General features: G+C 72.3%; 17 protein-coding genes. 14 read left to right on the plus strand and 3 right to left on the minus strand.

The genetic code is table 11. The features are described 5' to 3' along the window. The first annotated feature begins 14 nt into the window (after positions 1-14). Complete coding sequence (locus AB0K65_RS18635) at positions 15-803, plus strand: methyltransferase domain-containing protein (RefSeq protein ID WP_365717762.1); 789 nt, start codon at positions 15-17, stop codon at positions 801-803. Positions 804-1,124: 321 nt separating this feature from the next. Next, positions 1,125-1,484: a metalloregulator ArsR/SmtB family transcription factor gene (locus AB0K65_RS18640; RefSeq protein ID WP_365717764.1), complete on the plus strand. Its 360-nt coding sequence runs from the start codon at positions 1,125-1,127 to the stop codon at positions 1,482-1,484. Between the two features lie 71 nt (positions 1,485-1,555). On the opposite strand, the gene AB0K65_RS18645 is transcribed toward AB0K65_RS18640, so the two are convergent. Further along, positions 1,556-1,975, minus strand: a complete 420-nt coding sequence (locus AB0K65_RS18645) for an arsenate reductase ArsC (RefSeq protein ID WP_365717766.1) — start codon at positions 1,973-1,975, stop codon at positions 1,556-1,558. 72 nt (positions 1,976-2,047) lie between these two features. Here AB0K65_RS18645 and AB0K65_RS18650 point away from each other — a divergent pair, with 72 nt between their 5' ends. The 10 genes from AB0K65_RS18650 to AB0K65_RS18695 all read left to right on the plus strand — a co-directional run bounded on the left by AB0K65_RS18650 (position 2,048) and on the right by AB0K65_RS18695 (position 10,698). Further along, positions 2,048-2,356, plus strand: coding sequence for a metalloregulator ArsR/SmtB family transcription factor (locus tag AB0K65_RS18650; protein WP_365717768.1), 309 nt, complete (start codon positions 2,048-2,050; stop codon positions 2,354-2,356). 41 nt (positions 2,357-2,397) lie between these two features. After that, positions 2,398-3,492, plus strand: coding sequence for an ACR3 family arsenite efflux transporter (arsB, locus tag AB0K65_RS18655; RefSeq protein WP_365717975.1), 1,095 nt, complete (start codon positions 2,398-2,400; stop codon positions 3,490-3,492). Between the two features lie 75 nt (positions 3,493-3,567). Next, on the plus strand, positions 3,568-4,626 hold the full coding sequence (locus tag AB0K65_RS18660) for an ArsO family NAD(P)H-dependent flavin-containing monooxygenase (protein ID WP_365717770.1): 1,059 nt from the start codon (positions 3,568-3,570) through the stop codon (positions 4,624-4,626). Positions 4,627-4,711: 85 nt separating this feature from the next. Continuing rightward, entirely contained in the window at positions 4,712-5,092 is a 381-nt protein-coding gene (locus AB0K65_RS18665; protein WP_365717772.1) for a metalloregulator ArsR/SmtB family transcription factor, read from the plus strand. Positions 5,093-5,521: 429 nt separating this feature from the next. Then, positions 5,522-6,784, plus strand: coding sequence for an ATP-grasp domain-containing protein (locus AB0K65_RS18670; RefSeq protein WP_365717774.1), 1,263 nt, complete (start codon positions 5,522-5,524; stop codon positions 6,782-6,784). Positions 6,785-6,820: 36 nt separating this feature from the next. Beyond that, positions 6,821-7,846 (plus strand): S-methyl-5-thioribose-1-phosphate isomerase, encoded by a 1,026-nt coding sequence (mtnA, locus tag AB0K65_RS18675; protein ID WP_365717776.1) that lies wholly within the window; start codon positions 6,821-6,823, stop codon positions 7,844-7,846. Next, positions 7,843-8,535, plus strand: a complete 693-nt coding sequence (gene mtnB / locus AB0K65_RS18680) for a methylthioribulose 1-phosphate dehydratase (protein WP_365717778.1) — start codon at positions 7,843-7,845, stop codon at positions 8,533-8,535. Before mtnA ends, mtnB begins: the two co-directional genes overlap by 4 nt. Next, positions 8,532-9,110, plus strand: coding sequence for a cupin (locus tag AB0K65_RS18685; protein ID WP_365717780.1), 579 nt, complete (start codon positions 8,532-8,534; stop codon positions 9,108-9,110). The genes mtnB and AB0K65_RS18685 overlap by 4 nt, the downstream gene beginning before the upstream one ends. After that, on the plus strand, positions 9,107-9,883 hold the full coding sequence (mtnC, locus tag AB0K65_RS18690; RefSeq protein WP_365717782.1) for an acireductone synthase: 777 nt from the start codon (positions 9,107-9,109) through the stop codon (positions 9,881-9,883). The genes AB0K65_RS18685 and mtnC overlap by 4 nt, the downstream gene beginning before the upstream one ends. Continuing rightward, positions 9,880-10,698, plus strand: coding sequence for an S-methyl-5'-thioadenosine phosphorylase (locus AB0K65_RS18695; protein WP_365717784.1), 819 nt, complete (start codon positions 9,880-9,882; stop codon positions 10,696-10,698). The genes mtnC and AB0K65_RS18695 overlap by 4 nt, the downstream gene beginning before the upstream one ends. 79 nt (positions 10,699-10,777) lie before the next feature. Here AB0K65_RS18695 and AB0K65_RS18700 read toward each other — a convergent pair whose 3' ends face one another. Next, positions 10,778-11,290, minus strand: coding sequence for an N-acetyltransferase family protein (locus AB0K65_RS18700; RefSeq protein WP_365717786.1), 513 nt, complete (start codon positions 11,288-11,290; stop codon positions 10,778-10,780). Between the two features lie 128 nt (positions 11,291-11,418). Beyond that, on the minus strand, positions 11,419-12,549 hold the full coding sequence (locus AB0K65_RS18705) for a permease (protein WP_365717788.1): 1,131 nt from the start codon (positions 12,547-12,549) through the stop codon (positions 11,419-11,421). 399 nt (positions 12,550-12,948) lie between these two features. On the opposite strand from AB0K65_RS18705, the gene AB0K65_RS18710 reads away from it, so the two are divergent. Beyond that, complete coding sequence (locus AB0K65_RS18710) at positions 12,949-13,278, plus strand: metalloregulator ArsR/SmtB family transcription factor (protein WP_344493458.1); 330 nt, start codon at positions 12,949-12,951, stop codon at positions 13,276-13,278. Positions 13,279-13,349: 71 nt separating this feature from the next. Beyond that, complete coding sequence (locus AB0K65_RS18715) at positions 13,350-13,685, plus strand: metalloregulator ArsR/SmtB family transcription factor (RefSeq protein WP_365717790.1); 336 nt, start codon at positions 13,350-13,352, stop codon at positions 13,683-13,685. Positions 13,686-13,759: the final 74 nt, after the last annotated feature.

Genomic DNA, 13,759 nt, shown 5'->3' on the forward strand with positions numbered 1-13,759 from the left:
AAGGACCACCCGTCATGAGCGACACCACCACCGCCGGCAGCCTGCAGGAAGAAGTCCGGGAGTACTACCGGGCCAAGGCCGCCGAAGCCGAGACGAGCGGCGCCTGCTGCTCACCCGATCCGCAGACCTTCGGTCCCGCCGCGTACGACGAGATCGGGCCCGGCACCGCGCCCGACGCGGCCCTCCTCGCCAGCCTCGGCTGCGGCAACCCGAGCGCCGTCGCCGAACTGCGCGAGGGCGAGACGGTCCTGGACCTCGGCTCCGGCGGCGGCCTGGACGTCATCCTCAGCGCCCGGCGCGTCGGTCCCGACGGCCGCGTCTTCGGCCTGGACTTCCTGGAGGAGATGCTCGCCCTCGCCGCCCGCAACGTCGCCGACGCCGAGATCGACAACGTCGTCCTCCTCAAGGGAACGATCGAGTCCATCCCGCTGCCGGCCGACACCGTCGACGTGGTCATCTCGAACTGCGTGATCAACCTGTCGCTGAACAAGCCCGCCGTCTTCGCCGAGATGGCCCGCGTCCTGACCCCCGGCGGCCGCCTCGGCATCAGCGACGTCGTCGCCGAGGACCGGCTCAGCCCCGAGGAGCGGGCCGAACGCGGCGGACACAGCCAGTGCATCGCCGGCGCTCTCTCGGTCGCCGAGTACAAGGAACTGCTCGACGCGGTCGGCCTGAAGGACGCGGAGGTCGTCTTCACCCAGGAGGCGGCCGACGGCCTCCACGCCGCGATCATCCGCGCCCGCAAGCCCGTCGACGGTGACGCCGCAGCGCCCGCGTGCGCTCCGGACGGCGCCTGCTGCTGACACCCGTCGTCCCACCCGGGCCGCGGCCGGAGCGGGAGTTCCGGCCGCGGCCCGGGCCACGTGGTACACCGCCGGGTTCGCCCCCTGGCGATCCCGGCGCGCGCGACGGCCGACCGGGCGACGACATCGCCCGCGGAATCGTGTCCCGCACGGGGAGGCGGCGCCGCGCCGCCACCGTCCCGGAGAGCGTCGGCACACCCGTCGGCCGGCTCCTTCGCTCGCCGTCGCGGCCGGGCGGGCAGGCTCCCGACCACCCGGCCGGTCCGCCGCTCGCCGGACCGGCTCGGCAGCGGTGAACATCATGGTCCGCGAAGGATTCCCATGTCCGAATCGTCACTCGACCGGGAGACCGTCGAGGAGTACGCCCGCTGGTTCCGGGCCCTGGCCGACCCCACGCGCATCCGCATCATGCGGTTCCTGAGCGGTCGGCCGGGGCCCGTGCCGGTGGGTGAGATCGTCGCTCATCTGCGGCTCAGCCAGTCGACCGTCTCGCACCACCTGAAGGTCCTCCACGCCGTCCGCTTCCTGACCCGGCGCCGTGCCGGTGCCAGCATCAGGTACGCCGTCAACCCCCGCTGCGTCACCGAGTTCCCCAGCGCCGCCGACATCCTCATCGGCGCCCCGGTCCACTCCTGCCGGGAGCAGGGGGCCAGCTCCTGCCCGTCAGGTCCGCCAACGTGACGGGCAGGAGCTGGTGTTCACGGGTGACGCCGCCGACGCCCGGGACGCGTCACCCCGTCGCGCGGCGGCGGTCACGCCTCCCGCTTCGCGTCGATCTCGGCGACGAGGCGCTCGACGAGGCCCTTGATCTCGTCGCGGATCGGACGCACGGCCTCGACGCCCTGGCCGGCCGGGTCCTCCAGGGCCCAGTCGAGGTACTCCTTGCCGGGGAAGACCGGGCAGGCGTCGCCGCAGCCCATGGTGATGACGTAGTCCGAAGCCCGCACGGCCTCGGTCGTGAGGACCTTCGGCCTCTGGTCGGAGATGTCGACGCCGACCTCCCGCATCGCCTCGACCGCGGCCGGGTTGACCCGGTCGCCCGGGACCGACCCGGCCGAGCGGACCTCGACGCGGTCACCGGCCAGGTGGTTCAGGAAGCCGGCGGCCATCTGGGAGCGACCCGCGTTGTGGACGCAGACGAAGAGCACGGAGGCGAGCGGAGCGGCGGTCATCGGATCTTCCTTGCCGGCGGTGGGATCAGCCCTGGCTGGTGTCAGTGGCGAGTGATGTGACAGTATCAGTCCATGATGACGTCAGTCGACACTGATCTGATCCGGGTGCTGGCCGACCCCCTCAGGCTCCAGATCGTGACCCTCCTCGCCCGCGAGACCCTCTGCACCACCCACCTCGTCGAGGAGACGGGTGCCAAGCAGACCAACCTCTCCAACCACCTGCGCGTGCTGCGCGAGGCCGGTGTGGTGGAGACCGAGCCCTGCGGCCGCTTCACGTACTACCGCTTGAAGCCGGACGTCATCGCCCAGCTCGCCGGCCGGTTCGCCGACCTCGCCGAGTCCGCCCGTCGCGCCACCGAGAACAAGAGGGCCTGTCCGTGACCCTCGACCACGCACCCGTCGGCGCCGAGGACTCCTCGGTCGTGGCCAAGCCGTCGACCGACCACGCGCCCGTCGCCGCCGATGCCCCGTCGGTCGTGGCGAGGCTGTCGACGCTCGACCGCTTCCTGGCCGTCTGGATCCTTCTCGCCATGGCCCTCGGTCTCGGCCTGGGCCGGCTGATCCCCGGACTGGACGACGCGCTCGCCGAGGTCGAGATCGGCGGCGTCTCGCTGCCCATCGCCGTCGGCCTGCTGATCATGATGTACCCGGTGCTGGCCAAGGTCCGGTACGACAGGCTCGACGCCGTGACCGGCGACCGCAGGCTCATGGTCTCCTCGCTCGTCGTCAACTGGGTCCTCGGTCCGGCGCTCATGTTCGCCCTCGCGTGGATCTTCCTGCCGGACCTGCCCGAGTACCGCACCGGCCTGATCATCGTCGGTCTGGCGCGCTGTATCGCCATGGTCGTCATCTGGAACGACCTCGCCCGCGGCGACCGCGAGGCCGCCGCCGTCCTGATCGCCCTGAACTCGGTCTTCCAGGTCGTCGCCTTCGGCGTCCTGGGCTGGTTCTACCTCGACGTGCTTCCCGGATGGCTCGGCCTCGGTGAGGGCGAGGCGCTCGACATCTCGATGGGGGAGATCGCCCTGAACGTCGTCGTCTTCCTCGGCGTTCCGCTGGTCGCCGGCTTCCTCACCCGCCGGATCGGTGAGAGGACGCGGGGCCGCGAGTCGTACGAGACGACGTTCCTGCCGAAGATCGGGCCGTGGGCGCTCTACGGGCTGCTTTTCACGATCGTCGTCCTCTTCGCCCTCCAGGGAAGGACGATCACCTCCCAGCCGCTGGACGTCGTCCGGATCGCGCTGCCCCTGCTGGTCTACTTCGCCGTGATGTGGTTCGGCACCTTCGCGCTCGGCAAGGCCGTCGGCCTGCCCTACGACCGCACCGCCACGCTCGCCTTCACCGCCGCCGGCAACAACTTCGAACTCGCCATCGCCGTCGCCATCGCCACCTTCGGCGTCACCTCCGGGCAGGCGCTCTCCGGAGTCGTCGGCCCCCTCATCGAGGTCCCGGTCCTGGTCGCGCTCGTGTACGTGTCGCTGGCCTGGCGCAAGCGGTTCGCCCCCGCCCGGCGGTAACCCCGTCACGTCACTTCTGGGTGCCCCGCCACTCCGACCGGGCGGAGCGCCGTCGTACGAAGGGAGGCCGGAGAGATGAGCGGCTCACTCGATGTCGTCGTGATCGGCGGGGGCCAGTCGGGGCTGGCGGCCGGGTACCACCTGCGCCGCCTCGGCGGCCTCGACTTCGCCGTCCTGGACGCTCGGCCCACGCCGGGCGGAGCCTGGCGGGACACCTGGGACTCGCTCCGCCTCTTCTCCCCGGCCCCCTACTCCTCCCTGCCCGGCCGCCTCATGCCACCGCAGCCGGGCGGGACGTACCCCGACGCCACCCATGTCGTCGAGTACCTCACCGACTACGAACAGCGCTACGGACTCCCCGTCCGACGACCCGTCAGCGTCCGGGCGGTCCGCCGCGACGGCGAGCGCCTTCGCGTCGAGACCGACTCCGGCACCTGGCGCGCCCGGGCCGTCGTCAGCGCCACCGGGACCTGGTCACGACCGTTCCTCCCCGCCGTCCCCGGCCGTGACGCGTTCCAGGGGCGGCAGCTCCACACCGTCGACTACCGCACTCCCGGCGAGTTCGCCGGAATGCGGGTCGTCGTCGTGGGAGGGGGGAACTCCGGAGCCCAGGTGGCCGCCGATCTCGCGTACGGCACCGACCTCACCTGGGTCACGCGGCGGCCCGCCCGGTTCCTCGCCGACGACATCGACGGCCGTGCCCTCTTCGACCACGCCACCGCCCGGCGCCGCGCCCTCGACGAAGGCGGCGCCGACGGCGGGGGAGTCGCCTCGCTCGGCGACATCGTCGCCGTGCCGCCTGTACGCGAAGCCCGCGACGCGGGCCTCCTCAAGGCACAGCCGATGTTCACGCGGGTGACGGCGACCGGTGTCGAGTGGGCCGACGGCAGCCGGGCCGAGGCCGACGCGATCATCTGGTGCACGGGCTTCCGCCCCGCTCTCGCCCACCTCGCCCCGCTCGGGCTCCGCGGCCCCGGCGGGTACATCCCCACCAGGGGAACGGAGGCTGTGGGAGAGCCCCGCCTCCATCTGCTGGGTTACGGCGACTGGACCGGCCCCGCCTCGGCCACCCTCGTCGGCGTCGGCCGCCCCGCCCGCGAGGCCGCCCGGGCCATCGCGGCCCTGCTGCGATGAGCCCGTGGGTGAACGGTTGGTGAACGCCTGACGGATATCGGCCTCGGATTCGCCCTGCGATCTTGTCGGCTCGTATGGTGTCCGGATGGCGATTCCGTTGGCGGGCATACCGGTTGAGGACCTGAGCGCGGAGCGATGTGTCCCGTGCTCCCCGGGGCTGCTGATCGACCGCGACGAAGTCGAGGTGCTGACCGCCCGGTTGAAGGCGATGGCCGACCAGACCCGCCTCCAGATCGTCCACCTCATCGACCAGTCGCCGGCCGGGGAACTCTGCGTCTGCGACCTGACCGAGTCGCTCGACCTGGCCCAGCCCACGGTGAGCCGCCACCTGAAGATCCTCACCACGGCCGGGCTGCTGCGCCGCGAACAGCGGGGAACCTGGGCCTGGTTCTCCATTCGCTGGGACGCTCTCGGCGAACTCAGGCAGCGGGCCTTCCCGCGCGGTGCCGACGGCTCCCCGTTCTGACGGTTCCCCGTTCTGACGGTTCCGCTGCCGGCCCGCCCCGGGACGTCCGGAAAGCGGGTGCGACGCCGGAGGATCGATGGTTGCCGATCGATCCGTCCACGCGCCTGACGGGCCAGGCGGCACCGCGTGACCGCGGCGACGCGACCTGCGGGTGAGGGTGTCCGTCCGCGTGCATGTCCAGGCCGACATGGACCGACGGGGGCGTGGGCGAGGGTCCGTGGAGAGGGACGCGCCGGAGCGGGGGCGCCGGGGGCCGATGACGGTCCGCAAGGGTCACTTCCCGGCCATTCATCGATCTATTGACATACATTGCTCAATGCTGGCAGGGTTCCGGCCGTTGGGCGACAGCGTCGTTGCCGACCCTGGCTCCGCCCCCCTCCGTCGGCCGGCCTCTGCCCCGACCCCACGTCGACACGAAGGTTTCCCGCCATGGCCGCCACGCCCCACCCGCAGTCGTCCCCCACCGAGGCACCGGTCCTGCTTCTCATGGGCAGCGGTGACCGCCGCTACCGGGAGTACATCGTGGCGGCCGTCTCCCGCCACTTCCGCCTGTGGCTCCTCGACGCCCACGAGCCGAGCTGGCAACTTCCCTACGTGGAGGGGACCTCGCTCCTCGACACCAGGAACGTCGACGAACTCCTCGCCGAGGCGGAGAAGGTCATGCGGCGGCTGCCCGTCGCAGGCGTCTTCACCTACGACGAGTCCCTCGTGCACACCGCCGCGAGGCTCGCCGAGAGCCTCGGCCTGCCCGGCAGCGCGCCCGACGCGGTGCTCGCCTGCCGCGACAAGGCGACCACCCGGGCGCGGCTGACGGCCGCCGGCGTGCCGCAGCCGGCCTGCGTCCCGGTCGCCACGGCGGCCGAGGCGCGCGGTGCCGCCGACGCGACCGGCTATCCCGTGGTGGTCAAGGCCCGTGGTCTCGCCGGGAGCCTCGGTGTCGTCCGCGCCGATCACGGCGACGCCGTCGAGGCGGCCTTCACCGCGGCCGGCGGCGCCAGTTGGCCGGGAGTGCCGCGCTACGAGGCCGACGTGCTGGTCGAGGAGTACCTCACCGGTCCCGAGATCAGCATCGACGCGGTCGTCGTCGACGGCGTGTGCACCCCCACGATCGTGGCGCGCAAGCAGGTCGGCATGGAACCGTACTTCGAGGAGACCGGCCACACCGTCGACGCCGCCGACCCGCTCCTCCAGGACTCCGAACTCCTGGACCAGCTGCACCGCATCCACAAGGCGCTCGGCTTCGAGCACGGTGCCACGCACACCGAGTTCAAGCTCACCCCCCAGGGCCCCCGCCTCGTCGAGATCAACGCGCGCCTCGGGGGCGACTTCATCCCCCTCATCGGGATGCTCGCCACCGGGACCGACCCGGCGGTCGCCGCCGCCCACGTGGCGGCCGGGCTCACCCCCGACACCGCGCCGAAGGCGCGCAGGACCGCGGCCGTCAGGTTCCTCTACCCGGAGGCCGACTGCGAGGCGGTCGAAGTGACCGTCCGTACCGACCTCTTCGGCCCCACGGTGCACACCGCGGTCGCGACGGCCGGCCCCGGCACCCGACTGGCCCTCCCGCCGCGGGCGTACATGAACCGGTACGGCTACGTCATCGCCGTCGGCGACGACCACGAGCAGGTGACCGCCGACGTGGACGCCGCGCCCACCCTGGTCGAACTGCGGTCGCGTCCCCTGACCGACTGACCGCCGTCACCCTCAGGCCCCAAGGAGCCGCCGCCCGTGAGCAAGCACTCCGACCAGCCGTCACTGCGCTGGGACCGCGACGCCATCGTCACCCTCGACCAGCGCGCGCTGCCCCACGAGCGGCGCCTCCTGCGCCTGGCCACCGTGGACGACGTCATCACCGCCATCACGACCCTCGCGGTACGGGGCGCCCCCTCCATCGGACTGGCGGGCGCCCTGGGCGTCGCCCTGTCCGCGTACACCCACTGCCCGTCCCGTACGGACGGCCCGGGGCGCGAGGCCGTGCGCGCCGACGCCCGGCGCATCGCCGCCGCCCGCCCCACGGCCGTCAACCTCGCCTGGGCCGTCGACAGGGTGCTCGGACGGCTATCCGACGGCCCCGACGCCGTCCTGGCCGAGGCCACCGCGATGATCGAGGAGGACAGGGCGGTCAACCGGCGGATGGTCGGACACGCTGCCCGGCTCGTGCGGGAGCGATGCCCCCAGCGCTCCCTGCGGCTGCTGACCCACTGCAACACCGGCCGCCTCGCGACCACCGCCGTGGGCACCGCGCTGGGCACGATCCTCGCCCTCGCGGAGGCCGGAGAGGTCACCGAGGTCCTCGTCGGCGAGACCCGGCCACTGATGCAGGGCGCCCGTCTGACCGCCTGGGAGCTGGCCGAGGCCGGCGTACCGCACCGGGTGTGCGTCGACAGCGCCGCCGCCGCGGCCATGGGCCGAGGGCTCGTCGACTGCGTCCTGGTCGGGGCCGACCGCATCACCTCACGCGGGGACGTGGCCAACAAGATCGGAACCTACGGGCTGGCGATCGCCGCGGCCCACCACGACATCCCGTTCATCGTCGTCGCCCCCGAGTCGTCCTGGGACAGGTCCCTCGCCGACGGCCGGGACATCGTCATCGAAGAGCGCGACGCCGACGAGGTGACCGCCTACGGCGGAATCCGCACCGCACCGCCCGACACCCGCGCCTACAACCCGGCGTTCGACGTCACCCCCGCCTCCCTGATCACGGCCATCGTCTCCGAGCACGGTGTCCACCACACCTCCGAGGTGACCGCATGAGCTATGCGCCGTCCACCGTCGCGGGCAAGCAGACCGCCGGGCGACTCGCCGACATCTCCCGCACCCTGTACGAACGCGGATGGATGCCGGGCACGTCCGGCAACGTCTCCATGCGGCTGCCCGACGATCCGGACCGGGCGCTGATCACGGCGAGCGGCCGTGACAAGGGCGCGCTGACCGTCCGGGACGTGGTGGAGGTCGACGCCCGCACCGGCGAGGCGTCCCGACCGGGCCAGGTCCGCCCCTCGGCGGAGACCTCCATCCACGCGGCGGTCTACCGCACCACCGGAGCCCGTGCCGTCATCCACGTCCACTCCCCGTACGCCACCGTCGTCGCCCACCGCGCCGCCTCCCCGGACGCCGTCTCCTCGGTACGCGTGGAACGCTTCGAGCTGCTCAAGGGCCTGGGGCTGAAGGACCCGACCTCCACGGACCTGCCGGTCTTCCCCAACTGGCCCCAGGTCGACCGGATCGCCGACGACGTCGCCGCCCACCTCGGGGCCGACCGGGCAGGCCCGCCCGGACTGCTCCTGGCCGATCACGGCATCACCGCCTGGGGCGACTCACTGGGCCAGGCCAGGAACCGGCTCGAATGCCTCGAGTCGCTCTGCCACCTGCTCGTGCTCTCCCACGCCGAACTGCATGTCACCCGTGCCGCGCAGGCACCCGACCCCAGGACCGCGCCATGACACTGCTGCAGATCATGCCGGACGACGCACCGGACACCGTCCTGCTCCGCACCCGCGACGAGGAGGCCATCGCGCGGGCCCTGCGCGAACGGTCCGTCTCCTTCACCCGCTGGCCGCTGCGCACCCGGGTCACCCCGCAGGTGTCGTCCGACGAGCTGCTCGACGCCTACCGCCACGAGGTCGACGAGCTCTGCGCCCGCCAGGGACTGAGGCTCGTCGACGTCGCCCGCCTCCACCCCGAGGAGGGGGCCCAGTGGCAGGAGCGGGCGGCGAAGGCCCGGTCGACGTTCCTCGACGAGCACCGGCACGCCGAGGACGAGGTCAGGTTCTTCGCCCAGGGCACCGGCTGCTTCTACCTCCACCTGGAGGACCGCGTCTACGCCGTGGTGTGCGAGGCGGGCGACCTGCTGTCCGTGCCCGCCGGCACCCGCCACTGGTTCGACATGGGACCCGTGCCGGACTTCTGCGCCATCCGGTTCTTCGAGAAGGAGGACGGATGGGTGGGGGACTTCACGCAGGAGCCCATCGCCGGCGCCTTTCCCCGGCTCGACGCCCTGCTGAGGGACAGCCGATGACCGGGGGCCGACAGGGCGGGCCGCCCCGGCCGGGGATCCGTGCCGTCGTCCTCGACATCGAGGGAACGACCGGCTCCCTCAGCCACGTGCGGGACGTCCTGTTCCCCTACGCGCGAGCGCGCCTGGCCTCGTGGGTCACCGCCCACCGCGGCACCGCCGAGTGGCGGCGCGTCCTCGGAGCGGTCACCGCCCACGCCGGGACGGCCGTCGACGAGGCGGACGCCCTCGCGCTCCTGGAGCAGTGGGCCGACGCCGACGCGAAGGCGGCTCCGTTGAAGACGCTGCAGGGGCTGATCTGGGCGCGTGGCTACGAGGCGGGCGAGCTGCACGGACACGTGTACCCGGACGTACCACCGGCGCTGGAGCGCTGGAAGGCGTGGGGTGTCGGCCGGTTCGTCTACTCGTCGGGCTCCGTCGCCGCCCAGCGGGACTGGTTCGGCCACACCGCGCTCGGCGACCTCCGGCCCCTGCTCGACGGCTACTTCGACCTGACGACGGCCGGCCCCAAGGCTTCCGTCGCGTCCTACGACGCGATCGCGAAGGAGCTGGGGCACGCGCCGTACGACCTGCTGTTCGTCAGCGACGTCGGCGCCGAGCTGGACGCCGCCGCCGAGGCCGGCTGGCGGACCGTGGCGGTCCGGCGTCCGGGTGACGAGCGTCCGGCCGTCCGCGGGCACGAGACCGTCACCTCCCTCGCCCCCCTCGTCTCCGGCCCTGGCCCCGGCGGCCCACGGCCGTCCCGTACGCCCACCTCAGGAGGAACGGAACGATGAGTGATCCATCCGAGGAGCCGACCGCCGACATCGCCGTGATCGGCGGCAGCGGCTTCTACGAACTCCTCGAGTCGGTACGGCGCGTGGAGGTCACCACTCCGTACGGACCGCCGTCCGACGCGGTGTCCGTGGGAACCGTCGGCGACCGCACCGTGGCCTTCCTGCCCCGGCACGGCAGTCACCACGAGCTTCCCCCGCACCGCATCAACTACCGCGCCAACATGTGGGCACTGCGCTCACTGGGGGTACGACAGGTCCTCGCACCCTGTGCCGTCGGCTCGCTGCGCCGGTCCCTCGGCCCCGGCAGCGTCGTCCTTCCCGACCAGCTCGTCGACCGCACCACGGGCCGCGTGCAGACGTACCACGACCGCGGCGCGGCCCACGTCTCCTTCGCCGACCCCTACTGCGCCGCCGGGCGGGCGGCCGTGCTCAAGGCCGCGGGTGAGGCCGGGGCGGATGTCCACGACGGTGGGGTGATGGTGGTCGTCGAGGGGCCACGGTTCTCCACCCGGGCGGAGTCCCAGTGGTACGCGTCGGCCGGCTGGTCCCTGATCAACATGACGGGACATCCGGAAGCGGTCCTCGCGCGCGAGCTCGCGCTCTGCTACACCTCCATCGCGCTCGTCACCGACTACGACGCCGGCGTGGAGCGCGGGGAAGGCGTCTCGCAGGACGAGGTCTTCCGGGTCTTCGGCGCCAACGTGGAACGCCTGAAGGACCTGGTCCTGCGGACGGTCCCCCTCCTGGACGCCGAGAGGCGATGCGCATGCGCGGCGGCGCTCGACGGCATGGACCTGCCCTTCGAGCTCCCCTGACCCGCAGGTCGGCGCGGGCCCGATCCGCGCCGGCCGCGTACCCGCGCCCCGACGCCGGTCACCGAGGTGACCGGCACCGTCATTCCACGACCGGGCTACGCCGCTCCACCAGCAGGACGTCGCGCCAGACGCCGTGATGGCGAGCCACGCGTTCCCGGCGCCCGAGCACGCGGAACCCCGTGGACGCGTGCAGGGCGAGGCTCGCGCCGTTCTCGGGAAAGATGCCCGCCTGGATCGTCCAGATCCCCGCCTTCTCCGTGGAGACGATCAACGCCTCCAGGAGCGTGCGCCCCACGCCGTTTCCGCGCGCCGTGGGAGAGACGTACACGGAGTGCTCGACGACTCCCGCGTACGCGGGCCGGACCGAGACGCGCGACACCGCCGTCCAGCCGACCACCCGCCCCCGCCGGTCCAGCGCCACGAACCGGTGTGCGGCGAGCCTGGACGTGTCGAACGCGCTCCACGGAGGCGCGGTGGTCTCGAAGGTGGCGTCGCCCTCGTCGATGCCCTGCTGGTAGATCGCCATGACGTCCGGCGCGTGGTCGTCGGTCATCGCGGCGAGGGTGACGTCCGGACGTGGGGGAGAGGTCATGGGCGCTCCTTGCCTTGGTGCGCTCCCGAAGGGGCGTGCGCACGGTGTTCGTCGGCGGTACGGCGACGCTCCTGCGGCGTCGGGGGTCGCCGCAGGAGCGTGGGTGGGGGGTGAGGAGGAGTGCCGGGTCAGAGCAGGGGCAGCGTGACGAGGCCGATGGCCATGCTGCCGAGGAGTCCCACGCCGAGGTAGAAGGCGAAGACCTTCGTCTTGACGACGCTCTTGACGGCCACCATGGCGGGGATCGTCGTGATGGCGCCGCCGAGGAGGAAGGTGACGCCCGCCGCCGCGACCATGCCCTGGTCCAGGAGGCCCTCGACGACGGGGATGGCGCCGACGCCGTTGAGGTAGAGCGGGACGCTGATGAGGCCGGCGACCAGCACGGAGACGACGCCGTCCGTGCCGAGGATGCCCGAGACGACGTCGGTGGGGACGTAGCGGACGATCAGGGCCTCCAGGACGATGGCCAGGAGCAGCCACTTGCCCAGGATCAGCGAGTCGCTGACGATCTCCTTCAGGATCTCGCCGGCACGGAGGTTCTTGATGTCGCGCCGCACGAGCACGCGCCACGGGGTGCCGTCGTCGTCCGCGTCGTTCCGCGCGGCGGTGGAGCAGCCACCGGCCGCGGGCACGGCCTCGGCCTCCCGGGCGGAGCCACCGCAGCCGCCCGCAGCGCTGCCGCCGCCGGCGCTGCCGCCGCCTCCGACGGTCACTGTCTGGGGCACGGGCGCCTTCGCGGCCGAGCAGGCCGTCTCGGGCACGGCCACGGTCTCCTGCGAGCAGCTCTTGGCGGGCGCCTTCTCCTCCGTGGAGTCGAGGAGCGGATCGGCGAACCGGCCGCGTCGTTCCAGTGCCAGGACGATGAGACCGGCGCCGAAACTCAGTGCCAGGGCACCGATCAGGCGGGCGGTGGCGATGGGGAGCCCGAGCTGGGCGGCGGAGAGCGCGTAGATCTCCGGGTCCATGGACGGGGAGGCGATCCAGAACGACATCACCGCCGAGAGCGGGACGCCGGCTATCAGGAAGCGGCGGATCAGCGGGATCACGGTGAAGGAACAGAAGGGGCTGAACGCTCCGACGGCCGTGACGATGGCGATGCCGAGCACGCCCCTGCGCCCGTGGGCGAAACTGCGGCGCGCGACCACGTCGATCGACAGACGCTGTACGGCGATCCCCAGGACGATGGCGACCAGGAACCACGGGAGGTAGTGCAGCACCTCGAGCAGGATGAACAGGCCCAGGGCCCGCAATTCGTCCACAGGTGAACCTCTCTGAGACGGTGACACATGAGGGGAGCGGCGCCGTGAAGCGACCTACAAGAGACGTGGCGAGCCGCGCGGGGAGGCTCGTGGGGCACCCCCTTCTATCGAATATCGATGATAGACGATTAAAGGGAACGGGGGCAATGGAGATCCGGGGCCCCTCGCCCCAGGGCAGGGGCGCGTCCCGCACTCACGGGGCCGGCTGCGGGGGAGTGGGGCTTGTTCGCAGGTCGCACCGGTGGGAGTGTCCCCTGCGTGGTACATACACGGTCGGTCGTGTCGGCGGTTTCGGGTGCCCACGAGGTGTCGGCGGTCCTCGGCGGGCCCTCCGTGAGCCTCCTCCGGACCGCACGAACCTTGCCGTCACGGGTGGTTATCGAATAACATCGATGGATCATGAGCGGTACGATGAATGCCCAGCTGATCGACCGAAGCACGGCCGAGTCCTACGCCACCTGGTTCAAGGCCCTCTCCGACCCCACCCGCGTGCAGATCCTCAATCTGCTCGCGCTCGCCCCCGGGCCGATGAACGTGGGAGAGATCGTGGACCGTATGGGCGTCGGACAGTCGACGGTGTCCCACCACCTGAAGCTGCTCGCGGACGTGCGGTTCGTCCTGCGCGAGCGCCAGGGAACGTCGATGCTCTACTCCATCAACGTGGCCTGTGTGGCCTGCTTTCCCAGCGCCGCGGACGCCGTCATGGGCCGCCCGGCGGCCTCCGCGTGAGGTCCGGACCCTCGGCCGAGCCGACCTCTCACATACCCGGCACGCCGGCCGGAGCCTGCTGCCCGCCCCTCGTGACCGCCGCGCTGTCCGAAGGGGACGCCGAGGTCATGGCGGCGATGTTCAAGGCGCTGGCCGACCCCGTCCGCCTCCGCCTCCTGTCCCGGGTGGCCTCGCACCCCAGTGGTGAGGCGTGCGTCTGCGACATCGCCGACGTGGGGGTTTCCCAGCCCACGGTCAGCCACCATCTGAAGAAGCTCCGGGAGGCGGGCCTGCTCACCTCCGAGCGGCGCGGCACCTGGGTCTACTACCGGCCGGCGCCCGGGATCCTGGCCTCGCTGGGCGCCTTTCTCGCCGACACCGAGAAGGCCGGTGTGGAGGAAGCGCCGCTGACGGCTCGGGTCTCCTGACGTCCCGTGCCCACCCGCCCCCGGTCCTTCGGGGCGTCCCGTCCCGGATGGCCTTGAGAGTGTCGCGGGCCCCG

Source organism: Streptomyces sp. NPDC053755 (assembly GCF_040677675.1).
GTDB lineage: Bacteria > Actinomycetota > Actinomycetes > Streptomycetales > Streptomycetaceae > Streptomyces.